Origin of the sequence: Morganella sp. GD04133 (assembly GCF_029835375.1) — a bacterium.
GTDB classification, from domain to species: domain Bacteria; phylum Pseudomonadota; class Gammaproteobacteria; order Enterobacterales; family Enterobacteriaceae; genus Morganella; species Morganella morganii_B.
This window is the reverse complement of the sequence record NZ_JAODZS010000006.1, coordinates 61292-85761: the sequence shown is the minus strand read 5'-3', so window position 1 is coordinate 85761 and position 24470 is coordinate 61292. Positions and strand designations below refer to the sequence as shown.

Below are 24470 nucleotides of genomic sequence, written 5' to 3'. Positions count from 1 at the left end.
TACTGATATGATATAAACACGATCTCTGTCACGCTCACTTTTTTAATACTGACGTTAAAATCCCTCCTGCAAATAATAACGAAAACAGCTGCTGACAGAAACCCGCCGGTTCCGGAAAGCAGACTTTTTTTCGTAAAAATAAAATGTACTCATGTTGCGCCGGCGCTGTGGTATGACCGGTTTCCGGTCATACCCGCGCTTACATCAGGGATTCTTTATCAGCACACCAACCGGTTTCAGTTACGGGGTAAATGTAATGACCAATAAATACAATATCAGTGAAAAACTCTTTGCGCTTGAGGCGTTCAGCAAAAAAACGCGCCAGGATTTACATAAAATCCCTGAGCTGTCCGGTGAAGAATATAAAACCTCAAAATACTGCCGTGAACTGATGGAAAGCTTCGGCTATACCCTCCGTCAGTTCGAGGGATACACCGGCTTTACCGCCGAACTGACTGTCAATCCGGCATACCGGCTGATTGCTTACCGTACCGACATCGACGGCCTGGAAATGCCGGATATGACCTGCAACGAGCACAGTTCGGTACACGAAGGCTGCGCCCACAACTGTGGTCACGACACCCATATGACCATCGCACTGACTGCGGCAAAATACCTGAGCGAACATCGTGATGAACTGACACATAACGTCCGTTTTGTCTTCCAGATGGCGGAAGAAGATATGCGCGTGCCGGGTGCGGATAAAATGGTGGAAATGGGCTGCATGGACGGCGTGGATGAAGTCTACGGGCTCCACAACGATGCCGCGATTGAAACCGGCTGCATCCGTTTTAACGCGGGTGTGATGTCCTCTTACGGCTCTGCCTGGACGCTGGACGTACACGGTGTTTCCGCGCACGGTTCCACCCCGCACAAAGGGCTGGATGCTATCCGCGAAGCCACCCGCATCATTGATTACATGGATTATATCGTCGCCAAAAAAACCGATCCTTTCAGCCCGGCCGTTTTCGGCTGCGGTATGATCAACGGCGGTACTATTCCGAATGCGCTGGCTGATTATGTACAGGCGCGCGGTACCATCCGTTCTATGGATGAAGAAACCGATAAGATCTTAAAAGCCAGCTTTAAAGAGATTGTGGCCCGCAGTGAAGCCGGTGGTTTCAAAACCACCCTGGAAGCCTGCGGTTACCCGGCGGTGATTAACCATCCGAAAGCAGCGGAAGTGATTAAAAACGCGGCAGCGGCCTTCTTACCGGCTGAAAATATTGATTCAAACGGTAAGCCGATGACCGGCAGTGAAGATTTCAGCTATATGATTAATGCCACCAAAGACAGATTAGGTGCCATGTATTTCCTTGGCAGCGGTAACAAAGCCAAAGGAATTAATAACTATCTGCATGCCAATCCGTATTTTGTTGATGACGATTGCCTGCTGATTGGTGCGCAAATCTTTATTAATATTGCCACCCGATAAAAAAGATAACACACAGCAAACACCAAGCCCGGTAACCGACGTTACCGGGCTTTTTTTATCCGGAATACCGGATGAATCAGAGCTCAGGTAATGCGCGGTAAAGCCGGTCACGGGCTTTCGGATCAACCGGCAGCCACTGTTCCGGCTGGTGAATATAATTCAGGTCAAGATGCGGCGCATAACAGGAAATAAAGTCATACATATAATCCTTCAGATGTGTATGACGGCTGATACAAATATGGGTATAGCTCGGCTTCACCAGATTCCCGATATTAATACAGCGCAGTGAATCACTGTCTTCCGCCGGATCAAACGCCACGGAGGAAATAACACCGACACCGGCACCGCGCTTCACATAGAATTTAATAATTTCCGTATCAACTGCGGTTAATACCACATTCGGCGTCAGGTGGTTCTGGTAAAAAACCTGATCCAGCTTGGAACGGCCGGTAAATCCGAATACATAGGTGATCAGCGGATAATGAGCCAGCTCCTGAATCGTCAGCTGCTCATTCTGTGCCAGCGGGTGATCGTGCGGCACAATCGCACTGCGCGACCACTGATAGCACGGCAGGGTCAGTAAATCGTCATACAGATGCAGGGATTCGGTCGCGATCGCAAAATCCACATCCCCGTTTTTCACCATTTCCGCCAGCTGTGCCGGGGCACCCTGGTGAAAATGCAGCGAAATATTCGGGTAACGCGCATTAAAACGTTCAATCACTTTCGGTAATTTATAACGGATTTGCGTGTGGGTGGTGGCAATACGGAGATTCTGTTTTGTCGTGGTATCTTCATGTGAAACCAGACTTTTAATTTTATCAAACTGCGCGAGAATATCGCAGGCAACGCGATGAACTTCTTCACCAATCGGACTGAGTGATAATAAATTATTATTTTTCCGGTTGAATAAAGAAACGTTCAGTTCATCTTCAAGAATTTTAAGCTGTTTGCTCACTGTCGGCTGCGAGGTGTACAGCTTCTCGGCGGCATTCGTGATATTAAAGTCACTCCTGACCACCTCAACAAAACTTTTGAGCTGATTAATGTTCATTGCTTATTTATCCAGTTATAAAACGGATTCAAAATATTAAAATGATTAATAAACAGGGTTATAAGAGTAATACAACATGCTGTGTGTCAGAATGATAGCACAAGGCGGGTGATGAAGAAATAAACACGTCCCGTAAAAAACGGTATCCGTTATTAGCGGACTAATAACGGATTTTTGAGATGAAACTCAGTATCACTCAAGATCACGAAATTACATCAGCTCAGATTCGACCGGCAAAATAACGGTTTCTGCTTTCCAGGATTCCCGTTCATTTCCGCTGTCGCGTTTACTCCGGCCTTCAATCCCGGTGAAGAACCAGCCAACCGGTACTTCAAAGAGATCCGCAATACGGACTAAACAGTCCACATCAACACGGTTTACACCACGTTCATAACGTGACATCTGCTGCTGGCTGATTTCGATCATTTCAGCCAGTCTTGCGGCAGTAATACCGTGATCTTTCCGTAACACCTGAATTTTTTGCCCGACAGCACGCGCTATCGAGTTTTTTGCTTTGGTCATGTCGCTATCCCTCACATATGGCTGTGATAATCATCAGATTCCCCTCTGATAACTAACAAAATATGCGTTTATTAAAGAAAGTGGACCAATTGATATTCACAAAGTTTTACTCTTTGTTGTTGTTTTAACTTCCGCATGAATGTACTGATGCAAACCAGCCCCGTACACATGTTGAAACACATATTACATATTCATTTACCAAATTGAAACCTGCCGTTCCTGCACTTAACGGATTGTAAAAAAAAAGAATTATTCGGTGTGCGAAAGAGTGATAACCCTCTGTATTATAGTATATTTACCTTTTCTCCCGCCCCGGCACTAGGTATAAACCACTAAAAATAAAATGACACATTCGTGGTATAAAATAGCAATTATTTGGCTTTAATGGAGTAAGAAACCCCAATTAAATGGAAAAAAAACGATATATCTTGAAACATTTATGTATTTCTTAAATTGCTATTAACAGATATCACTGCACAATTTGTATATTCAGCATATAACACCAAAGTTTATCTTATTATTACGTAAAGAAATCATTAAGGTCAGTGATTATCTATTAATTACAATAGACGTAATTATCGGGAAAATGCATACAGAAAATTGAGAAACCAGGTGAAACATACTGATAACATTGTCAGTTTTGCGGAACAGCCCTATATTTCGCTCACCGTTCAATCATTATCATGATAATTTCACTTATAATTTAAAATACATCCGATTTTGACGTTGCTTATTCCCCATTTTACGAAATAAAACCGCTGTAAAAATAACAAGTAAAACGATACTGCTTTCAGAACAGACTGTATTTTCACTGATTTTTAAGAAAAAAAACAGCACTGAACATATTGTATTCACGGGAGTTAAATGCCAAATACAGGGTATTAATCAGTACAAAAGACCACTGGTTTTACAAAAAATATGATTTATGCTAAATTAGGTGACCTCATTTAAAAAGAAAGGGGCTTTTTTTGGTTATTACAACACACTACTTTCCTATTCTTCCTGTCCTGTCTGCGGTTTCCTGTACCGTCTGCCGTTAGCGGCGTTATATCCGATAATCAATCTATTTAACGGGAAACATGAATACAGGAAAAAGTACGTATTTATACTTATCAATTTAATATTAAACATCTCCTGCTACCGATGAATTCACTATCATATAAAGAGTCGTTGTGGGTTTGAGTGAATCTCAGTCACGTGAATCCCCGTCATAAAACAAAAGGATACAACGATGAGACGCAAGAAAACAAAACAAAAACCTTTAAATATCAATGATATTACTATTATTGATGATGGAAAATTAAAGAAAGCCATTACCGCTGCCTCACTGGGTAATGCCATGGAGTGGTTTGACTTCGGGGTCTACGGCTTCCTGGCGTATGTACTGGGTCAGGTCTTCTTCCCTTCCGCCTCTCCGGGCATACAGATGATCGCGGCGTTAGCCACGTTCTCCGTACCGTTTCTGGTACGTCCGCTGGGTGGGGTCTTTTTCGGCATTATGGGCGATAAGTTCGGCCGTCAGAAAGTCCTTTCCGTCACCATCATTATTATGGCCGTCAGTACCTTCTGTATCGGTCTGATCCCATCTTATGCAAGTATCGGGATCTGGGCACCGGTTCTGTTACTGCTGGCAAAACTGGCTCAGGGTTTCTCCGTGGGCGGTGAGTATTCCGGTGCAGCTATCTTTGTAGCGGAATATTCACCGGATCGTAAACGCGGATTTATGGGCAGCTGGCTGGACTTCGGCTCCATCGCCGGTTTCGTCTGTGGTGCCGGTGTGGTGGTTCTGATCTCCAGTATTCTCGGCGAAGAAACCTTCCGCGAATGGGGCTGGCGTATCCCGTTCTTCCTGGCGCTGCCGCTGGGCGTGATCGGTCTGTATCTGCGTCATGCCCTGGAGGAAACCCCGGCTTTCCAGCAGCATGTTGAGGATATGAAAAATGCCAACCCTGAAACCGGCGAAGATAAGCCCCGCGTTTCACTGCGCAGCATTGCCTCACAATACGGTAAGGGTCTGATGATTTGTGTCGGGCTGGTGATTGCCACCAACGTCACCTATTACATGCTGCTGACCTACATGCCGAGTTATCTGTCGCATAACCTGAACTACAGTGCGGATCACGGTGTGCTGATTATTATCGCGATTATGATTGGTATGCTGTTTGTACAGCCGCTGATTGGGATGATGAGTGACCGCATCGGCCGTAAACCGTTTGTTCTCGCCGGTAGTATCGGGTTATTTGTGCTGGCGATTCCGGCATTTATGCTGATTAACAGTGGTGTCATCGGCCTGATTTTCTTAGGCTTACTGATCCTGGCGGTGCTGCTGAACTGCTTTACCGGTGTGATGGCCTCTATTTTGCCGGCCATTTTCCCGACAAAAATCCGCTACAGTGCGCTGGCTATCTCGTTCAATATCTCCGTGCTGATTGCCGGTGCCACCCCGACAGCCGCCGCCTGGCTGGTCGAGGTAACCAATAACCTGTATATGCCGGCCTATTATCTGATGGTCATTGCCGTTATCGGGGCCGTTACCGCGATTGTGATGAAAGAAACTGCCAATAAGCCGTTACGCGGAGCCACACCGGCGGCATCTGACCGCGCGGAAGCCAAAGAGATTTTGCTTGAGCATTACGATAATATCGAACACAAGATTGAGGCGATTGATGAGGAGATTACCGCGTTGCAGAAACGCCGCCAGTCACTGATTGATCAGCACCCTAAACTGGACTGATGTCCTGCTCAGGCCCGCCTCTCCGGACGCGGGCCTTTTTATTATTTATGCGGGAGGTAACGTTATGACAGATTCAGCACCAGCCGTTGTCTGGCTGCGGCACGATCTGCGGCTGACAGATAACACGGCGCTTTACGCCGCCTGTCAGGCACACCGGCAGGTAAAACTGATTTTTACCCTCACGCCGGGACAGTGGGAGCAGCACGCTATGTCGCCGTCACAGCAGGCGCTGATTTTCTGTCAGCTGCACGCGCTGAACACATCCGCAGCCGCACTCGGGATCACCCTGCACGTACAGCCGTGTGATACGTTTGAAGATGCCGCTGACTGGCTGGCTGCGTGGTGTCGTGAGCATCACATTCCCGCCGTGTATGTTAATAAACAGTACGGGCTGAATGAACAGCGCCGTGATGCCCGCTTTACTGTCCGTCTGCCGGATACCTGCCGTTTTTATGCCTTTGATGACAGTGTTCTGCTGCCGCCGGGCAGTGTGAGCACACAACAGGGCGGCCTCTACAAAGTGTTCACCCCGTTCCGGCGCGCGTTTCTCACCGCACTGATGCAAACCACCATCCGCGTGCTGCCGGTGCCGGAGGCCAAAGGCCCGCCGGTTTCCCCGGTACCGCTTAACCTGCCGCAGCAGGAGCATGCCCTTTTCCCTTCCGGGGAAGACGCCGCGCTGCAGCGGCTGGCGGATTTTTGTCAGAAGCACGCGGCGGATTACAAAACAGAGCGGGATTTCCCGGCGATTGACGGCACCAGCCGCATCTCCGCGTATCTCGCCACCGGGATATTGTCCCCGCGCCAGTGTCTGAGCCGCCTGCGCCTGCATTTCCCGATGGTCGCCGATGAGCCGGAAAGCGGCGCTTATACCTGGCTAAGTGAGCTGATCTGGCGGGAATTCTATCTGCATCAGCTGGCACAGCACCCGGATATCAGCCGTCACCGCCCGATGCAACGCTGGACAGAGGCCATTGTCTGGTCACCGGATAACAGCGGGCTGCTTGCCTGGCAGCAGGGAAAAACCGGGTTTCCGCTGGTCGATGCCGCCATGCGTCAGCTGAATGAAACCGGCTGGATGCATAACCGCCTGCGGATGATCACGGCAAGTTTTCTGGTCAAGGATTTACTGACTGACTGGCGGCGCGGTGAGCACTACTTTATGTCACAACTGATTGACGGTGAATTTGCCGCCAACAACGGCGGCTGGCAGTGGGCGGCCTCCACCGGTCATGATTCAGTACCGTATTTCCGGATTTTCAACCCGGTCACCCAGGGTAAACGGTTTGACGCGGACGGCAGTTTTATCCGCCGCTGGCTGCCGGAACTGGCAGACGTGCCGGCGAAATACATTCACACCCCCCATGAATGGGCGGAGAAAAACCGGCGGGAGATTGATTATCCGAAACCGGTGGTAGATCACCGGATGGCGAGGATCCGTGCTATCGATGCTTACGAAACCGCCCGCCGGACCGCTGCCGGCGGGGATGACAATCCGTATTAATCGGTTTTGTCTGCTGACCGGCGCACCGTGCTGTAGGTCAGCAGATGCTCCAGATTATAATAACGGGCTTTATTCAGTACGGTGGTGTGGGACATCCCGATTTCGCGGGACACTTTACGGGCCGAACCATAGCGGCGCAGATAATCTTCCAGCAGGCTTTTTTCCTGCCGCGCAAGGGACTCTTTCAGATTGATCTCTTCCGTAAGCGGTTGCACCACAGGCAGCACATCTGTTTTCTGTATCGCCTGAGGCCGCTGTACCGGAGAGGCCATCACTTCCTCATGGGGCAGCCACAGGTCGCCGACGGTAATTTCCCGCCCGGAAGCCAGATGAATAGCCCGCAGAATCACGTTTTGCAGTTCCCGCACGTTGCCCGGCCATGAATAGGCCATTAACTGGTGATATGCATCCTGGGACAAACTGAGCTGTTTATTCAGTTCCGTTGTGTATTTACTGATAAAACGCTGCAGTAACAGCGGGATATCGGTTTTCCGCTCTTTCAGCGGCGGGATATTAATCGGGATCACATTGATCCGGTAATAGAGATCTTCACGGAACGATTTGTTCTCGATCATCTCTTCCAGATTCCGGTTGGTCGCCACAATGATCCGCACATCCACCGGGATCTCTTTATGCCCGCCGACCCGGCGGATCACCCCCTCCTGTAATACCCGCAATAATTTACTTTGCAGGATAAGAGAAAGCTCACCGAATTCATCCAGAAACACCGTACCGTGGTTGGCGGATTCAAACAGCCCCATCTTTCCGCCCTTGCTGGCACCGCTGAACGCACCACCCTCATAACCGAACAGCTCACTCTCAATCAGGTTTTCCGGCAATGCCGCACAGTTAATCGGTGCAAACGGATGCGCACTGCGGTCGCTGGCGTTATGAATGGCGCGGGCAAACAGCTCTTTCCCGGTGCCGGTCTCACCGCGGATCAGCACGGTATACGGGCTTATTGCGATTTTTTTAGCAAAATCAATCAGGTTCATCATGACTTCGCTTTCACAGATAATGTCATCAAAGCTGAACGGCAGGCTTTTATTCACCGACGATGCCATTTGCTGCACTGAACGCAGACTTTTAAAGGTGATCACCGCGCCCATTACCTGGGACTCTTCACTCAGAATCGGACGACCGGAGCAGATATAGTACAACTCCCCTTTCGGGGTACCGGTAACCATCTGATAGTGATCAAAACTGTTGCCGCCGAGCAGTTTGGTGAGCACGGTCTGGTTTTTGCCGCTGAGAATTTTGCTGATATTGACGCCGACAATATTTTCCCGTGAGATCGAGAAAAAATCCTCCGCCACTTTATTGAAGTAGTTGATATTACCCTGATTATTGATACCGATAATGCCATCCGTGGTGGATTCCAGAATTGCCTGTAATTCTTTTTCTTTACGCTCGTAGGGCTGTAATTTGGAACGGGTGACACTGATAACATCAGGATTAAGCAGGAGTTTGCTCAGCAGCAGCTTAACATCCCGCTCGCACTCCGTATTGAATTTGACATAAATTTTGCACGGAAAAACTTCCATGGAATTAATGCTGATTTCGGAGGCCGAAAACTCATTGATGACTTCTTCCACCATGGCAACGCGGTCAATGGTATTAATTAACCATCTATATGCAGACATGTGTTTAGTCACTCCCGGTTAGTGTATGTAGTGCTCATTCTTCACCTACCTTGCCAGAGTTAACCTATTTAAGGTACCCATGAAGAGGTGAACAAAGGGCGAAACACAACAAAATAGTGCGCAATAAAAAAACCATATAATAAGCGGGCTTATCATACAGAGTATAATTGTTATTTTTGGGTTCTGTTACATTCTGTACTATAAACAAGTTCAACTGCCTTGTACCCGCCAGATATCTCAATTCTATGAAAAAAAGTCCGCAGGTTATCCGGTTTACACCTGCTTTTATTGGAGTGGTAAATCATTAAAAATGCGGTCATTAATGGAATTGATTATTCCTGACGTTGATCATTATCAACCGCCGGACGTATCGATTCAGGGAAAAATTTAAAAAGAGATCTGGATCACTCTTCCCTTTTGGGGCTATAATGTGACGCAAGTCCGGTTTTATCCTCCAATGTGATTAACCTCACTATCAGAAAGTGGCAACCCACTGTCAATTTTCTTTACACCTTGTCATTTTTACTTACACTCTACTTTCCACTTCTTTTGCTCTTACTTCATCTAAGCTATGTCTTAAAATTATTTATATCATTTAATTCAATGTGTTATAAAAATAACTCCTGAGTTGGCACGGCTATTGCTTTTATTACTGCAACAACAACACATGTTGGCATAATAAAAAATTATTCTTTGGAGGATTTATGCACGATTATACGAATAAAGGTTATGACACTAAGATTGTTCACGCCGGCCAGCAGGCTGATCCACTGACTGGTGCGTTATCAACCCCAATCTATCAGACCTCTACATTCGTCTTCGACAGCGCAGCACAAGGGGCAGCACGTTTCGCATTAGAAGAAGAAGGTTATATCTACTCACGTTTAGGTAACCCGACTAACGCAGCATTAGAAGAAAAAATGCGTGTACTGGAAAACGGCGAAGCCGCTCTGGCAACGTCTTCCGGTATCGCCGCTATCTCTACCACTATCCTGACGATGTGCGGCCAGGGCGACCATATCGTTGCTTCTGACACGCTGTACGGCTGTACTTATGCTCTGCTGTCTCACACCCTGCCTAAATTCGGTATCGAAGTCACTTTCGTTCGCGCAAATGACCCTGCGAACATCAAAGCGGCTATGAAACCAAACACCAAAATGGTTTACGTCGAAACCCCGGCTAACCCGACTCTGGCAATGATCGACCTCGAAGCAGCGGCAAATGTTGCTCACGAAGGCGGCGCAATGCTGGTTGTGGATAACACCTTCATGTCTCCGTACTGCCAGCGTCCTCTGGAATTAGGTGCAGACATCGTGGTTCACAGTGTGACCAAATACATCAACGGTCACGGCGACGTTATCGGTGGTGTGATTGTCGGTCCTGCTGACTTCCTGACCCAGGCGCGTCTGGTCGGTGTTAAAGACATCACCGGTGGTGTCATGAGCCCGTTCAACGCATGGTTAACCCTGCGCGGTCTGAAAACACTGCACGTCCGTATGGAACGTCACTGCGCTAACGCAATGAAAGTTGCTAAGTATCTGGAATCTAACCCGAATGTAGAAGCGGTATTCTACCCGGGTCTGCCGTCTCACCCGCAGCACGAGTTAGCGAAAAAACAGATGAGTAACTTCGGCGGTATGATCAGCTTTGAAATCAAAGGCGGTATCGAAGCAGGCCGTAAAGTGATGGATGCTGTTGAGTTATGCATGCTGGCAGTGAGCCTGGGCGATACTGAAACCCTGATTCAGCACCCTGCATCAATGACTCACTCTCCGGTTCCGGCTGAAGAGCGTCTGAAAGCAGGTATCACCGATGGTCTGATTCGTATCTCTGTCGGTCTGGAAACACCTGAAGACATCATTGCTGACCTGGAACAGGCTATTGCGAAAGCAGTTGCATAAGATCAGCGCGGAAAATTAAGTCTTGCAGTATGTACTCACCTCATTTGCCGTTAACACACAGACGGGGTGAGTACACGAAGCACGCGGAAAAATTCATTGAGAGCCACTCTGAATTCTCTCCGGCGTGCTTTTTAAGTATTTAACAGGTTATTTTTAGCGGTAATAAAAAGAACAATGCAGTGCTGAAATTTTTTAGAAACCATAATCACAATAAATTATTATGAAAACCAAGGGGGCTTAGTATGGCGGACATGACCTCAACCGAGAATTCCGCGAAAGCGCTGGGCAAAATACCATTTACAATGTATGACGCCGGCTGGGTAGTGCTTTGTATTGGTATGGCGATCGGTGCCGGTACCGTTGTAATGCCGATTCAGATCGGTCTGAAAGGTATTTGGGTATTTATTTTAGCTTTCATGATTGCGTATCCGGCAACCTATATGTTGCAGAAGCTGTACATGAATACGCTGTCTGAAAGTGAAGAATGTGAAGACTACACAAACATAATCACACAGTATCTGGGCAGTAACTGGGGTGTGGCTCTGGGGGTTATTTACTTCCTGATGCTTATCCACGGTATCTTTATTTACTCTCTCTCTGTTATTTTCGACAGTGCCTCTTATCTCCATACGTTCGGTGTGACAGAGGGCGTGCTTTCAAGCTCACTGATCTATCGTGTGGCTGTCTTTGCCGCGCTGATTTTCATTGCCTCCAAGGGCGAGAAACTGCTGTTTAAAATCTCCGGTCCGATGGTTATCGTGAAAGTCGGTATCATTGTATCGCTGGGTCTGGTGATGATCCCTCACTGGGATTTCAATAACATCACTGCGTTCCCGCCGATTGGTGACTTTACCCGTGACGTGCTGCTGACTGTACCGTTTGCGTTCTTCTCTGCGGTCTTCGTTCAGATCCTGAACCCGATGAACATCGCATACCGCAAACTGGAATCAGACAAACGTGTTGCCACCTACCGTGCTATCCGCGCCCACCGCGTGGCCTATATCACCCTGGTAACTATCATCCTGTTCTTCTCATTCTCCTTTACGTTCTCTATCAGTCATGAGCAGGCCGTATCCGCGTTTGAACAGAACATCTCTGCACTGGCTATTGCTGCTCAGGTTATCCCCGGCGCGGTCGTGAGTGTGATGACCACCGTTCTGAACATCTTTGCGGTTCTGACAGCATTCTTCGGTATCTATCTGGGCTTCCAGGAATCCGTGAAAGGGCTTGCGGTTAACATCCTTTCCCGCTTCATAGATAAAGAGAAAATCAACCATACGGTATTAAACATCTGTATCTCTGTCTTCATCGTTGCATTACTGACTGCATGGGTGTCAACAGGGTTCTCCGTGGTTGTCTTCTTCCAGATTGGCAGCCCGTTATACGCTATCGTTTCCTGCTTAATTCCTGTTTACCTGGTATTCCGTGTCGCGAAACTGAAAAAATTCAAAGACTGGAAAGCCTGGTGTGTTATGGGCTTCGGTATCCTGCTGCTCATCGCACCGTTCTTCAAATACCTTGAGTGACGGGTAAGAGAAAACAGGCCATCCGTCGGTGCCCCGCACTGACTGAAATAAAGTAACACCCCGGAACCGGTCACAGCACCGGTTCCGGAAAGTTAAAAAACTCAGCACCGCAGTCTGAATAAAAAAACCTCTGTCCTTCTGACCACAATATTATTACGTTCCTTAATTGGTCAGCATATTGCGGGAGATACCCTCTCCCGCTTTTTTTCGCCTCTCCCCTGCAATATCGCATTCTCCGTAAATATTCCGCGATTCAGTTATTCTTATGTATTGACTCCGTATACCGGATATCCGCTGAAATCAGTGAAACTGAAGCCGGAATAAGAAAATGAGATAGTCATAAAAAGCTTACTTAAATGAAATAAGCTCGCTGATAAATAATTATTTCACTATTAAAAACTTGGCTAATAAAATTTATTTTCACTATAGTTTTTTCGTATAAAAAATGACAACATTCTTCCCTGACGTTCTTCAGTCCGGGAAATTTACATTTCAGGGGTTTTTATATGAAAAAGAAAAAGAGTCACCATACCGCTCCTTATTTTTTTTACTTATCATCACGTCATCTGCGCAGGCCATAACGATAAACAAAGGTGTAATCAAAGAACTGGATGATAAATCCGCAATAGTGGATTTCGGTAATCTTTTGGTTCAGAACGGCGGTATCAATGTTAAGAACGGTACGCTTGAAACGCAGGGAGCAACCATTACAGAAAAAGCCGGAGAAACAGGGTATGTCACGCTTTCGGGCAGTGACTCATTGTGGAAAAATACCGGAACGCTCAGACTGGATATCATCGACAGACCTCTTGATTTTGATCATATCGCAGGCCAGCCTGGAAATTACTGATGGCGCTAATGTGATAGCTGATGATTTCGTGATGGGAAATTATAACGAGGCCCGGATAAATGAAAGTGGATTTCATAAATATTAGTACGCCATAGGCGTAAGCATCGCGGTAAAGTCGCTCTATTTCCAGGCAACTCCCTTCTCGTCTTTTATACTTTTCGTTATGTATAATCCCGGGCCTGTGAAACTATAAATAACATATGGTTAACTTACACAAAATTATTTACAGGGTCTGTAAAATCCGGGAAAATAATCCAGAAACATTGATTTAATAAACTAAAACGATATTTTTATAAGGGGTCTGCACCCCCTTTTTTCAATTTTTATACTTACGGAAAACCTCACCATAAAAATAATTAAAATTAATAATATCTGAATCAGATATAAAAACTATCTCTCCATCTATATTAATGGTATCTCTTGTATAATTATCATCCCAATCATTTGCTATGATATATTTTGACTCTTGGTCTATTTTCATTATTTTAACTTTATTATTGCCAGAGTTAACTCTGTTTGCATCATTTATAATTTCATTCAATGTTTTTATTTCTGTTTTTGATGTCACGTAACTATAATACTTTACATCACTATTAAATAAGTCCTCATCGTAAATGTATATTTTTTTATTTTTTATATCATATAACTTAGCGCTATTTAAATTAACATCAACCACATCACCACAAATTATATTCTCATTTTCAATAGTGCATAGCACCGGTAATTTATTCTTAAAAAAGAATACTGACATAATTATAATTAAAACAACTAAAATTAAAAATACAAAAAAAATATTACGCTTAGAATTATCTTTCATTTCATTCACCATGTAGTTATAATACTAGCTCATCATATTAATATTAGTATAAGGATATGTAAATATGGGGATGTATCAGGTCGGAGGAATGGTAGGGCGAAGTGTCTATACTATTGATGCTTCAAATAAGCTTGGCGTCAGCCATGAAGCCTTTATTAAGGCAACAAAAATGAGCAATACATTCAATGACTCTGGTTATGTGGGGTCCATTTTAGATGGTTCACTTGAAGCAGTTAGTTCTTTAGTTACAGGGGTAGGCTATGCTTCCTATGATTTTTTAGATCAAGGTGATGTCGCCTGGAAGCGAGAAGCGCTTGATCGACTCATTGTTATGATAGTTGATGGCCGGGTAAATATTAATAACCTGAAAAAAATAATACATATAACCTACGCATTTTATTTCAAATTAATAGGTGAAGAAGCAAGGAAAAAATTAGCAGCCAAGCTATTAAGCAAAAAAGCGACAGAGATGGCGCTATCCTTAATAATAGCAGAGAAGTTTGGGATAAACGCACTAATAAGGGTAGAGAGTTTTTGGGCTAAATTCGCCTTAAAAAAAGGTGTAATGACGGCAATGACATTACCAGCCATAAAAGCAAAATCAGCTTATAAATCAAGGGAATTGAGTGACAAGTCCCTTGATTTATATTGGGAGCTAAGAAAAAATGGCGGTCTGGATCTTCTATATTTTATGATGGAGCCATATATTGGTGTTTATGTTGACGCTATATATTTATATCGAACAAACAAACCCCTTTTCGATGAAATTGTAATGTTATATATTGATATGATAAAAGTATAATTGATAGCATCATCACTTATACTTTTTATACGTTGCTAGCAATACTATACCCTGACGTCCCTGCAATCAAATGATTGCAAGTTATACTTTCATATGAAAGTAATATTATCTCACTAGGTAAAACTTCATTTTCCGTTATAGAGTGAGCATTAACCTGAGAGTAATTAATGATCGATGCGTTTGTTAATTTAATCTCCATGTATTTTTCTTGTGAACCTTCACTAGAAGTTCTGAAGTAGGATATGCTGCAGTCGATCATTTCATTGTTTGTTATTGCCACCATTAATAATGGTGTTGATTTATCAATATATTTTGTTATAGATATAGGGTGATGGCTCAAATTTTGAGATCTTGAAATATCAAACGATAAAGAAATAACCAATATTTCATCACGATGATTAGTCTGATATTTATTTCCAATGGAATCGTATGTTGAACAACCAGATGAAATACTTCCCTGATTTTTACCATGTACTTTAAGGTATATGTTATTAGCCAAATCACCTACTCCACATTAAAATAATCAACTTTATATTCGTAAAGATCAACAAAAACAGTTTCCATACCATTCTTGTCTGAAATATCTTCATCAATAGATTTAATAAATCCTTTCCTTGATGTTGACTTTTTAATAGAGCCATTCTCCATGAAATTAAAGTGCATTTTTAATTCTTCATTGTTCTGAATAGCTTCAAATAATAACGGTGATGCTGAATCAATTAATTTGGTAAATATAACGTTCCTATTGACGCTCTCGTCACGTCTGGATGTCCGCTGCTCCAGGCTTGTGATGTAAATTTCATCCTCATGCCCGGGTTGATAATAACAACCCAGTGACTCTCCGGAAGATGCTCCCTGTGAGATCAATCCCTGGTTCTCGCCGGTTACTGACAGGTAGATAGCACGTGACATTACCGATCCTCATAATGCATATGTTAAATATAGCTTAAGTTCATCACATTATTCATATTGATGCAATTGCGTTATCGTAAGTAAAAATTGCAGTTACAAACGAGGTGCGTGCAAGACCCATTATGTAAAATGGGGGAGTTTTAGTTGACCACTACAATTTGATGTAGCCGGTACCCGGAATATCGGGGAAATAAAAGCAGGGGTTGAGGGGCAGATTAATACCAACCTGAATCTCCGGGGTAACATCGCTCAGCAGATCGGCGATGCCGGATACCGTGATACGCAGGCTATGCCGGGTGTTAAATACCTTTTTTAAACCGTTACCGTCTCCGGCAGACTCATCCCGGATAATATATCCGGGACTGAGCAGCACAGCCTGTTCAGCCATGTACCGGACACGGCAAACCCGTACAGTAATCCGTAAATAAACTGTACCGGTCTGTCTTTTTTATTTAAAAGCGGAAATAATCGTAATTAAAAATCACGCGGCGAAATAATGCTGTCCGCAATAAGGCTCATCCGGATTTCCTGAATATTCCCGTCTTCATTTTCATACATAATGTCATCCAGCCCGGTGCCGGTTGCATTCATTTCCTCAAAAAAACGCCCCGGAGTGAGTCTGAACGCCAGACTGATACGTAACAACGTGTCCACATCGATACGATTTACCCCCCGCTCATAACGCGAAAGCTGCTGCTGGCTGATCCCTATTCTGTGTGCCAGCTGCTTTGTGGTCAGACCTGCATTGGTCCGGTATTGTCTGATAACCTGTCCGATAGCTTCGGATACTGCATATTTCTTCATCATTAATCAATAACCCTATAAAGACCATCACTAAAATTCCTTGTTTAGCTCACTGATCCCGGAGAAAACACTTAAAACTATAAGTAGTTTATCGCAGATAGGGGCATTTTTGAAAAACCAAAGGTTATACTGTTTGTGAGTACATGAAAGGGAAAATGAGACCGGATGTTTCTATATGTTTCACCTTTAAAATCATAGTGTAACGAGATAATATCACAAAATATAAATCGATCGAAAGAACAATGAATTAGTAAAATAAGTGTTATATACCAAATAATTAGAAAAAAAACATGTTTTCACTTCATTCGAATAAAAATTCCGAGCTTTTACAGGATGTGAAAAGGTGTGTTTGATCCCACACCTCGGATTTCAGCATAACAGAATGAAAACTCATCCTAATATGACTATCAAACCACATTTAATAAATTAAATTAATGTAAATATTTTACCCGGGAAATTAACTTACTTCAGATTTTGTCAAAAAGACCGAAAACGGCGCAAAAAAAGCCGGTGACCGTTATCCTGCCACCGGCTGAACAGACAGCTTTTATGCCACCGGATTACAGACGTTCAATCACCATCGCAATCCCCTGCCCGCCACCGATACACAGTGTCGCCAGTCCGGTGGTTTTATTCTGAGCCTGTAATGCATGCAGCAGTGTCACCAGGATACGGGCACCACTTGCACCAATCGGGTGACCCAGGGCAATCGCCCCGCCGTTGATGTTCACTTTTTCAGGGTCAAACCCCAGGTCACGGCCGACCGCGAGGAACTGGGAGGCAAATGCTTCGTTGGCTTCGATAAGATCGATATCCTTCAGTGACAGCCCCGTTTTTTCCAGCACTTTCCGCGTGGCCGGAACCGGCCCCAGACCCATCATTGACGGCGAAACCCCGCCGGAAGCATAACCGCGGATACGGGCAAGCGGTGTCAGTCCCAGTGATTTGGCACGGGTTTCCGTCATCAGCATCAGTGCTGCCGCACCGTCATTGATACCGGAGGCATTACCGGCAGTGACGGTTCCCGCTTTATCAAAAGCCGGACGCAGTTTCGCCAGCCCTTCTGCCGTTGATCCGGCTTTCGGGAACTCATCGGTATCCACCACGATATCCCCTTTACGGCTTTTCACCGTCACCGGCACGATTTCCGCCTTAAAGGCACCACGCTCAATCGCGCTGACGGCTTTCTGCTGTGAGGACAGTGCCAGTGCATCCTGCTCTTCGCGGGTCAGATGATAAGCGTTGGCGATGTTCTCCGCAGTGATCCCCATATGATAATTATTTTCAGCACACAGCAGGCCGTCACGCAGGATCACATCATGCACCACACCGTCACCCAGCCGGTAACCCCGGCGGGCCCGGCTGTCGAGCAGATACGGCGCCTGACTCATATTTTCCGTACCGCCCGCAATAATAATGTCCGCGTTACCGCTGCTGATCGCCTGTGCGCCCAGTGCGACACTCTTCAGGCCGGAGCCGCATACTTTATTGACAGTGAAGGCACAGGCGCTTTCAGGTATGCCGCTGCGCAGCAGGATCTGGCGCGCCGGGTTCTGTCCGAGCCCCGCCTGTAATACGTTCCCCATAATCACTTCATCCACCAGCCCCGGTTCCAGCTGCGTTTTTTTCAGTAATGCGCTGACCACTGCCGAGCCGAGTTCCACGGCACTGACACCCGCCAGTGCGCCGTTAAAGTTGCCGATTGCGGTACGCACGGCACTGACAATAACGATATTTTCCATTGCGAAATCCTTACTGTTTAGTATCTGTCAGAAGAAAACGAGGCCAAGAATGAAAATCGGTGCCGAGAGCAGCAGGGCGGTGATGCAGTACCCCATAATGTCCCTGACCCCCAGCCCGGCGATCGCCAGTGCCGGAAGTGCCCAGAACGGCTGTGCCATGTTCATCCACTGCTCTCCGTAGGCAATCGCCATTACGGATTTACCGAGATCAGCCCCCAGCGCCTGGGCCGCCGGAATAACAAACGGCCCCTGAATCACCCAGTGACCGCCGCCTGACGGCACGGCAAAGTTGATCAGCGCAGAGCTGAAGAACGTCATCAGCGGGAAGGTTTCTTTGTTGGCGACATTGATAAAGAATTCAGTGATAAGCCCGCCCAGTCCGGAGCCTTCCATCATGAGCTGGATACCGGCATAGAACGGGAACTGCACGAGGATCCCGGCGGTACTGCGGGCGGCGGCACTGACGGCACGCATGTACGCCATCGGGGTTTTATGCAGCAGCAGGCCGGTCAGCAGAAAAATCATATTCACGGTGTTAATGGTGATATTGAAACCGTTTTTGATGAAGTACATGCCGAGGAACGTGAAGCCCAGAATCCCGATAATCCACGCGATAAGGCGGCTCTCTTCCATCCGGAGAGAAACCGGTGCGTCTTCCGGTAATTTTTTCTGGAAATCCGGCTCTTCTTCGAGCAGCGCCGGGTCAATCATCATGATGTCGTCTTTGCGCGGCATCATCATGCGGGTGACAAACGGCATCACCAGAATCAGTGTCAGGGTGATAAACAGGTTATACCCGGTGAACATGGTCTGGCTGACAGGGATAAGCCCGGCGATATGCTCGACAGGGTTACCCGGTGTGGCGGCCAGTAACGGCATGGAGCCGGAGAAGCCGCCGCCCCAGGTCATAAACCCGATATAGGCACAGGCGATCAGCAGCGGGTAGTCAGAGCCCGGCACACGGCGGGCCACTTCGCGGGCAAACATCGCCCCGACCACCAGCCCGAAACCCCAGTTAATCACACAGGCCACCGAGCCGAAAAACGTCACCAGCATCACCCCCTGAACCGGGGTTTTTGCCAGCGAGGCGGTCAGCCGCAGAATGCGTTTAACCGGCGGGGAGCTGGCCAGCGCGTGACCGGTCACGATGATCAGCGCCATCTGCATCCCGAACGCCAGCAGATTCCAGAATCCGTTCCCCCATAAATTCACCAGATCCATCGGTGTGCTTGGTGTGAGTGCCAGCGCGATAACAAACGTCAGCATGGTCAGCAGCATTGCGAAGATCAGCGGATCCGGCAGATAGCGGCTCACCACACGGGTCATGACTCGTGAGATGCGTCCTATCATACGGTTTCCCCCGCCGTCACCAGCGGCATTTCACAGACAGCCGGTGACACAATAAAATGCGCAGCGGTTTTTTCGCGGATAGTATCGATATCCGTCCCCGGCGCGTATTCACACAACACCATCTGATCGTTTTCAAAGCGGAATAACGCCAGTTCCGTTACCAGCACATCCACCGCTTTCACGGCGGTCAGCGGCATGGTGCATTCCGGCAGGATTTTAGCGGAACCGTCTTTTGCACAGTGTTCCATGGCAATGATCACTTTGCGTGCGCCGGTCACAAGATCCATTGCGCCGCCCATACCCGGCACCATTTTGCCCGGTACCACCCAGTTGGCGAGGTTGGCCTGTTCATCCACCTGTAAGCCGCCCAGTACGCTGGCATCCACATGACCGCCGCGGATCAGGGCGAAAGAGAAGGCGCTGTCAAACATCGACGCCCCCGGCAGGATGCCGCACGGCTGACCGCCTGCGTTCACCAGATTCTTATCCGGCGTGGTTACCGGCCCGAGGCCGAGAAAACCGTTTTCTGACTGCAGGGTGATATGCACGCCTTCCGGCAGATAGTTCGCCACCTGCGTCGGCAGCCCGATCCCGAGATTCACCACATCACCGTCATTCAGTTCCAGTGCCACACGGCGGGCGATTAATTCTTTTGCATTCATGATGTTTTCCTTATTCTGAAATCAGCCAGTCAATAATTGCCCCGGGTGTGGCAACACAATCCGGGTCGATATCCCCCACCGCGACTATTTCGTCCGGCTCGGCAAGGGTGATATCCGCCGCCAGCGCCATCAGCGGGTTAAAGTTGCGGGCACTGAGGTCATACGTGAGGTTGCCGAGCGGGTCAGCTTTTTGTGCCTGAATCAGCGCCAGGTCAGCGCGCAGGGGGAGTTCGAGGAGATAATCGCGACCATCAAGGGTAATTTTTTGTTTGCCTTCTTCCACGACCGTACCGACACCGGTGGGGGTGAGGAATCCGCCCAGCCCGGCACCGCCGCAGCGGATTTGCTCTGCCAGCGTGCCCTGCGGGATCAGTTGTACATCCATTTCACCGGCGATCATCCGCCGCCCGGTTTCCGGGTTTGTCCCGATATGGGAAGCAATCACTTTTTTTACCCGGCCATTGACAATCAGCGGGCCAAGGCCGGTATCCACAAATGCCGTGTCGTTGGCGATAATGGTTAACTCTTTGACGCCGGATTCTAATAATTCAGTCATTAAACGCGGCGGCGTACCGACACCCATAAATCCGCCGACCATAATTGTCATGCCGTCACGAAAAAATTCACCGGCTTTTTTCACCGTTATTTGTTTATTCTTCATAGCACTTCCCTTTTATAAAAAAATATAGACACAAGGGTAATAGCAAGCGCTATGCCAATAATAAAACCTGTTTTTTATTATATTGATACTATTTTAACTTACTGATATTTATTGACTTGATTGAAATGAAAATAAATCTATTAACATATAATAAATAAATTATTCATTTATAACAGTGAAATAAAATGCACAGTGTGAAAAATTATTCACAACAAAAAAAGCACGGTGAATTTATTTTCACTGTGCTTTTCATAATAATTTTTAATTATCGATATAAAATTATTATTGATACCGATTATTCAATATCGTATTCCTGCAATTTATACATTAATGCCCGGCGGCTGATCCCCAGCGCAGAGGCGGTATGGGTTTTGTTATTCTGAAATTCCGCCAGGGCGGAAATAATCAGCTCTTTCTCGTAAGCTTTAATATTCTCTTTCAGATTCAGTCCCGGCTCCTGCGTGACCGGAATCAGTGCCACCGGCTGGCTGCGGACCTGAGCCAATAGCGGCTCCGGCAGATCTTCCGGGAAAATCACATAACCGGTGCTCATAATCACTGCCCGTTCAATCACGTTGGAAATCTCCCGCACATTGCCCGGCCACGGATAATTCATCAGCAATGCCAGAGTTTCCGGTGCCAGTTCGACAATATCGCGGTTATTTTCCTGACTGAATTTCTGCAGAAAATGGGAGGCCAGCAAACCCACATCCTCCGGTCGCTCACGCAGCGGCGGCAAATTCAGGTGAATCACATTGAGGCGGTAAAACAGATCCTGACGGAAATGCCCTTCCCGCACCCGTTCATGCATGTCGCGGTTAGTCGCGGCAATAATGCGGATATCCACGCGGATGGTTTTACTGCCGCCGACCCGCTCGAATTCTTTTTCCTGCACCACCCGCAGCAGTTTCACCTGTAAATCCGCCGGCATTTCACCAACCTCATCGAGCAGCAGAGTGCCGCCGCCGGCACGTTCAAACAATCCCTGACGCTGTACCTGCGCCCCGGTAAATGCGCCCTTTTCATGACCGAACAGCTCACTTTCCAGCAGCGAGCCGGGCAGCGCCCCGCAGTTCACTTTAATAAAGGGGCCGTTGGCTCTTTCGCTGTTGTAATGGATCGCCCGTGCCACCACTTCCTTCCCGGTGCCGCTTTCTCCGGTGATAAGCACCGTCGCCTGGCTGCGTGAGACTTTGGCGATATCACGGCAGATTTCCATCATTTTCGGGTTACGGGTCAGCACCCGTCCCCACTGGTAGCTGTCGCTCAGTTCACGGTGCAGCAGATTGATTTCCTGTTTCATCTCCTGCAGCTGTAATGCACGGGAGATAAGCAGTTTCAGCTCCGTCAGGTCGAAGGGCTTGATGACATAATCAAACGCCCCGAGACGCAGCGCGTCCACGGCGGTTTCCACCGCGGCATAAGCAGTCATCAGAATGACCGGGACTTCCGGGTTCAGCTCCCGCATCCGTTTGAGGGCCTCAATGCCGTCCAGTTTCGGCATGCGGATATCCATCAGCACCACATCCGGTTTGTCCTGCACAAAGCTTATCAGTGCTGCCTCACCGTCCTCCGCCACCCGGGTTTCATGACCATCAATAGAAAAGGCGGTCTGTAGCATCCGGCTGAGATTTTTTTCATCATCAACGATCAGAAGCCGGTACGGTTTATGTGTAATCATTTTTCTTACCCTGCGTTATCGGCAACGTTATGGTGAACGTCGTTCCGTGATGTTCCTGACTTTCAAGGAAAATATCACCGCCGTGACCGGCAATGATCCGCTGGCTGATAGCCAGTCCCAGCCCGGTTCCCGAGGCTTTGGTGGTAAAGAACGGGTCAAAAATTTTCTTTTGCAGCGCCGCCGGGATACCGGTGCCGTCATCACGGATCACCATCATGACCCGCTGCTCCTCCATGTAACAGGTGGAGATAAAGAGATTGCCTCTGGCCGGAATCGACTGCACCGCGTTTATCATGATATTGAGCAGCACCTGACGCAGCAGTTCGCTGTTGGCCTCAATCAGCGGCAGTGTGTCATCCGGCTCCCAGGTAAAGGTGACCCGCGCTTCCACCCCTTTGGTTTTGACCAGCACCAGCGCCTCTTCAATCAGCCGGTTGACGCTGATCGGGCGGAATGTGCCGGTCTGCGGCCGGGAGAAATCAAGCAGCTGGCGGATGATCCGGTCAATGGAATCCACTTCCTTGAGAATAATACTGATGTATTCCAGTTTATCCGGGTGATGTTCCAGTTCTTTGAGGATCTGCACGAAACCGCTGATCGCCGTCAGCGGGTTGCGCACCTCATGGGCCACACCTGCCATCAGCTCGCCGAGTGTCGCGAGTTTTTCCGCCTGCTGCATACGGCGCTGAACCTCTTTCTGCGCGGTGAGATCTTTAAATATCACCAGTGCGCCGATAAGCTCCCCGCCCGCATTACGGATGCGGCTGGTGCTGACGTTTATCTGAATGGTGCGGTCACGGGCGGGATATTCAATTTCGAGGCTGACGTGCTCAATACCGCGCTTCAGGGTATCAAGAACCGGGCTGGAGAAACTCCGCCCCTCAAAAACATCACCGTAATATTTGCCGTGCAGATCCCGCTCCAGATAGCCGGTTATCTCTTCCGCCGCCGGGTTAATCATGGTGACGCAGCCGTTGATATCCACCGCGATCACGCCGTCCGCCGCACTTTCAATAATCAGTTCGTTGAGGGTTTTCATCTCCCGCAGTGCCTGTGCCAGCGCGTTGACGCTGTCACTGATCTCCCCCATTTCCCCTTTCATCATCGGCAGATGGGTATTGAGGTCATGAGAGAGATCACTGAGGCCGCTTTTAATCGCCCCGATATCCCGGCTGAAATGACGGGAGAAGACGATAATAATCAGCAGACTGAACAGGATCCCGAGTGCAATAACCGCGATAATTTTGATATCCATCTCCAGCGCCTGACGGTCAATATCATCCGTCAGTTCGTTCGCCCAGATATAACCGATCACCTCACCATTTCGTCTGACCGGAATCATGGCGTTCATAATATTGCCGCGCACCTGGGTTCCCCAGCCGACTTCCGGCTCTCCCGTTGCCATCACATGACGGCCGGGGTGATCCTCACTGATGCGGGTGCCGGTTTTATTACCGTAACGGGCGCGCGGGGAATAGGTCACAATACCGTCAAGTTCGCGGTGGTAATACCCGGCACCGACCCCCGGGAAGGTGGAAGTGATAATCTCCGCCGCCGGATACAGCTTTTCGCTGATCAGCGCCAGGCGCTGGTCACGCGGCAGGGATGCGGCAAGGTCATATTCATCATTCAGTGCCTGTTCCAGCAGACCGGCAACGGAATAGAGTTTGTTTCGTTTCTCCTGCAACAGTGCGGAACGCCCCTCTGTTTCCACAAAATAACCGATGATAAGTGTCGGCACGGTGACCAGCAGAATGGCCATCAATATGAGTTTGTCACGCAGACTGAAGGGATAATATTTATGCAACACAGAAGGCCCGTCTGAAAAGCAGTATGATTCACCAGCATATACAACTGATTAAAAAATATC

At 47.6% G+C, this 24470-nt stretch carries 20 protein-coding genes and 1 pseudogene; 8 read left to right on the top strand and 13 right to left on the bottom strand.

Translation table 11 applies throughout. The features are described from left to right. Positions 1-256 precede the first annotated feature (256 nt). Positions 257-1435, top strand: coding sequence for a M20 family metallopeptidase (locus N7387_RS04095; RefSeq protein ID WP_262861543.1), 1179 nt, complete (start codon positions 257-259; stop codon positions 1433-1435). A 76-nt stretch (positions 1436-1511) separates the two neighbouring features. On the opposite strand, the gene N7387_RS04090 is transcribed toward N7387_RS04095, so the two are convergent. Next, positions 1512-2489, bottom strand: coding sequence for a LysR substrate-binding domain-containing protein (locus N7387_RS04090; protein WP_025151566.1), 978 nt, complete (start codon positions 2487-2489; stop codon positions 1512-1514). Positions 2490-2699: 210 nt separating this feature from the next. Beyond that, positions 2700-3011 carry a helix-turn-helix transcriptional regulator gene (locus N7387_RS04085; RefSeq protein ID WP_262861544.1) on the bottom strand — a complete coding sequence of 104 codons (312 nt, stop codon included), beginning with the start codon at positions 3009-3011 and terminating at the stop codon, positions 2700-2702. Positions 3012-4242: 1231 nt separating this feature from the next. Here N7387_RS04085 and proP point away from each other — a divergent pair. Both proP and phrB read left to right on the top strand, forming a co-directional pair. Then, a complete protein-coding gene (gene proP / locus N7387_RS04080; RefSeq protein ID WP_262883706.1) occupies positions 4243-5745 on the top strand; it encodes a glycine betaine/L-proline transporter ProP in 1503 nt (500 codons plus the stop codon). Between the two features lie 64 nt (positions 5746-5809). After that, the gene (gene phrB / locus N7387_RS04075) at positions 5810-7249 is read left to right on the top strand and encodes a deoxyribodipyrimidine photo-lyase (protein ID WP_279797105.1); all 1440 of its coding nucleotides are present in this window, start codon (positions 5810-5812) and stop codon (positions 7247-7249) included. Here the strand turns inward: phrB and N7387_RS04070 are convergent. Next, on the bottom strand, positions 7246-8892 hold the full coding sequence (locus N7387_RS04070) for a sigma 54-interacting transcriptional regulator (RefSeq protein ID WP_279797102.1): 1647 nt from the start codon (positions 8890-8892) through the stop codon (positions 7246-7248). The two genes, phrB and N7387_RS04070, sit on opposite strands and share 4 nt — an antisense overlap. 704 nt (positions 8893-9596) lie before the next feature. Between N7387_RS04070 and megL the strand changes: the two genes are divergently transcribed. The 3 genes from megL to N7387_RS04055 all read left to right on the top strand — a co-directional run bounded on the left by megL (position 9597) and on the right by N7387_RS04055 (position 13169). After that, positions 9597-10793, top strand: a complete 1197-nt coding sequence (gene megL / locus N7387_RS04065; RefSeq protein WP_262883709.1) for a methionine gamma-lyase — start codon at positions 9597-9599, stop codon at positions 10791-10793. A 242-nt stretch (positions 10794-11035) separates the two neighbouring features. Next, the gene (locus N7387_RS04060; RefSeq protein ID WP_262861548.1) at positions 11036-12319 is read left to right on the top strand and encodes an amino acid permease; all 1284 of its coding nucleotides are present in this window, start codon (positions 11036-11038) and stop codon (positions 12317-12319) included. 445 nt (positions 12320-12764) lie between these two features. Continuing rightward, positions 12765-13169 carry a hypothetical protein gene (locus N7387_RS04055; RefSeq protein ID WP_279797098.1) on the top strand — a complete coding sequence of 135 codons (405 nt, stop codon included), beginning with the start codon at positions 12765-12767 and terminating at the stop codon, positions 13167-13169. Positions 13170-13485: 316 nt separating this feature from the next. Here N7387_RS04055 and N7387_RS04050 read toward each other — a convergent pair whose 3' ends face one another. After that, the gene (locus N7387_RS04050) at positions 13486-13986 is read right to left on the bottom strand and encodes a hypothetical protein (protein ID WP_279797096.1); all 501 of its coding nucleotides are present in this window, start codon (positions 13984-13986) and stop codon (positions 13486-13488) included. A gap of 64 nt (positions 13987-14050) precedes the next feature. Between N7387_RS04050 and N7387_RS04045 the strand changes: the two genes are divergently transcribed. Beyond that, complete coding sequence (locus N7387_RS04045; protein ID WP_279797094.1) at positions 14051-14788, top strand: hypothetical protein; 738 nt, start codon at positions 14051-14053, stop codon at positions 14786-14788. 25 nt (positions 14789-14813) lie between these two features. On the opposite strand, the gene N7387_RS04040 is transcribed toward N7387_RS04045, so the two are convergent. Together N7387_RS04040 and tssD are read right to left on the bottom strand one after the other, a co-directional pair. Next, positions 14814-15287, bottom strand: coding sequence for an Hcp family type VI secretion system effector (locus N7387_RS04040; RefSeq protein ID WP_279797092.1), 474 nt, complete (start codon positions 15285-15287; stop codon positions 14814-14816). 5 nt (positions 15288-15292) lie between these two features. Then, positions 15293-15700 (bottom strand): type VI secretion system tube protein TssD, encoded by a 408-nt coding sequence (tssD, locus tag N7387_RS04035; protein WP_279797090.1) that lies wholly within the window; start codon positions 15698-15700, stop codon positions 15293-15295. 160 nt (positions 15701-15860) lie between these two features. Between tssD and N7387_RS04030 the strand changes: the two are divergent. After that, positions 15861-16016: pseudogene (locus N7387_RS04030) on the top strand (autotransporter outer membrane beta-barrel domain-containing protein); the annotation flags it as partial. Between the two features lie 158 nt (positions 16017-16174). On the opposite strand, the gene N7387_RS04025 reads toward N7387_RS04030, so the two are convergent. From N7387_RS04025 to atoS, 7 genes are all read right to left on the bottom strand, one after another. Next, complete coding sequence (locus N7387_RS04025; protein WP_279797088.1) at positions 16175-16507, bottom strand: helix-turn-helix transcriptional regulator; 333 nt, start codon at positions 16505-16507, stop codon at positions 16175-16177. A gap of 557 nt (positions 16508-17064) precedes the next feature. Beyond that, complete coding sequence (locus N7387_RS04020) at positions 17065-18246, bottom strand: acetyl-CoA C-acetyltransferase (protein ID WP_279797086.1); 1182 nt, start codon at positions 18244-18246, stop codon at positions 17065-17067. A 27-nt stretch (positions 18247-18273) separates the two neighbouring features. Further along, positions 18274-19596, bottom strand: a complete 1323-nt coding sequence (locus N7387_RS04015) for a TIGR00366 family protein (RefSeq protein ID WP_046895044.1) — start codon at positions 19594-19596, stop codon at positions 18274-18276. Further along, positions 19593-20258 carry a 3-oxoacid CoA-transferase subunit B gene (locus N7387_RS04010; RefSeq protein WP_262860870.1) on the bottom strand — a complete coding sequence of 222 codons (666 nt, stop codon included), beginning with the start codon at positions 20256-20258 and terminating at the stop codon, positions 19593-19595. The genes N7387_RS04015 and N7387_RS04010 overlap by 4 nt, the downstream gene beginning before the upstream one ends. A gap of 10 nt (positions 20259-20268) precedes the next feature. Then, positions 20269-20919, bottom strand: coding sequence for an acetate CoA-transferase subunit alpha (atoD, locus tag N7387_RS04005; RefSeq protein ID WP_279797085.1), 651 nt, complete (start codon positions 20917-20919; stop codon positions 20269-20271). Positions 20920-21214: 295 nt separating this feature from the next. Beyond that, entirely contained in the window at positions 21215-22600 is a 1386-nt protein-coding gene (gene atoC, locus N7387_RS04000) for an acetoacetate metabolism transcriptional regulator AtoC (protein WP_262860872.1), read from the bottom strand. Then, positions 22587-24407, bottom strand: a complete 1821-nt coding sequence (atoS, locus tag N7387_RS03995; RefSeq protein ID WP_279797158.1) for a two-component system sensor histidine kinase AtoS — start codon at positions 24405-24407, stop codon at positions 22587-22589. The genes atoC and atoS overlap by 14 nt, the downstream gene beginning before the upstream one ends. Between the last annotated feature and the right edge of the window lie 63 nt (positions 24408-24470).

Excerpts from the sequence above, each read along its gene's own strand:
- proP (WP_262883706.1), top strand. The coding sequence starts at position 4,243 with ATGAGACGCAAGAAAACAAAACAAAAACCTTTAAATATCAATGATATT.
- tssD (WP_279797090.1), bottom strand. The coding sequence starts at position 15,700 with ATGTCACGTGCTATCTACCTGTCAGTAACCGGCGAGAACCAGGGATTG.
- N7387_RS04025 (WP_279797088.1), bottom strand. The coding sequence starts at position 16,507 with ATGATGAAGAAATATGCAGTATCCGAAGCTATCGGACAGGTTATCAGA.
- N7387_RS04055 (WP_279797098.1), top strand. The coding sequence starts at position 12,765 with ATGACAACATTCTTCCCTGACGTTCTTCAGTCCGGGAAATTTACATTT.
- N7387_RS04010 (WP_262860870.1), bottom strand. The coding sequence starts at position 20,258 with ATGAATGCAAAAGAATTAATCGCCCGCCGTGTGGCACTGGAACTGAAT.
- atoC (WP_262860872.1), bottom strand. The coding sequence starts at position 22,600 with ATGATTACACATAAACCGTACCGGCTTCTGATCGTTGATGATGAAAAA.
- N7387_RS04070 (WP_279797102.1), bottom strand. The coding sequence starts at position 8,892 with ATGTCTGCATATAGATGGTTAATTAATACCATTGACCGCGTTGCCATG.
- N7387_RS04095 (WP_262861543.1), top strand. The coding sequence starts at position 257 with ATGACCAATAAATACAATATCAGTGAAAAACTCTTTGCGCTTGAGGCG.
- N7387_RS04085 (WP_262861544.1), bottom strand. The coding sequence starts at position 3,011 with ATGACCAAAGCAAAAAACTCGATAGCGCGTGCTGTCGGGCAAAAAATT.
- atoD (WP_279797085.1), bottom strand. The coding sequence starts at position 20,919 with ATGAAGAATAAACAAATAACGGTGAAAAAAGCCGGTGAATTTTTTCGT.
- N7387_RS04090 (WP_025151566.1), bottom strand. The coding sequence starts at position 2,489 with ATGAACATTAATCAGCTCAAAAGTTTTGTTGAGGTGGTCAGGAGTGAC.
- N7387_RS04060 (WP_262861548.1), top strand. The coding sequence starts at position 11,036 with ATGGCGGACATGACCTCAACCGAGAATTCCGCGAAAGCGCTGGGCAAA.
- megL (WP_262883709.1), top strand. The coding sequence starts at position 9,597 with ATGCACGATTATACGAATAAAGGTTATGACACTAAGATTGTTCACGCC.
- N7387_RS04015 (WP_046895044.1), bottom strand. The coding sequence starts at position 19,596 with ATGATAGGACGCATCTCACGAGTCATGACCCGTGTGGTGAGCCGCTAT.
- N7387_RS04020 (WP_279797086.1), bottom strand. The coding sequence starts at position 18,246 with ATGGAAAATATCGTTATTGTCAGTGCCGTGCGTACCGCAATCGGCAAC.
- N7387_RS04050 (WP_279797096.1), bottom strand. The coding sequence starts at position 13,986 with ATGAAAGATAATTCTAAGCGTAATATTTTTTTTGTATTTTTAATTTTA.
- N7387_RS04045 (WP_279797094.1), top strand. The coding sequence starts at position 14,051 with ATGGGGATGTATCAGGTCGGAGGAATGGTAGGGCGAAGTGTCTATACT.
- phrB (WP_279797105.1), top strand. The coding sequence starts at position 5,810 with ATGACAGATTCAGCACCAGCCGTTGTCTGGCTGCGGCACGATCTGCGG.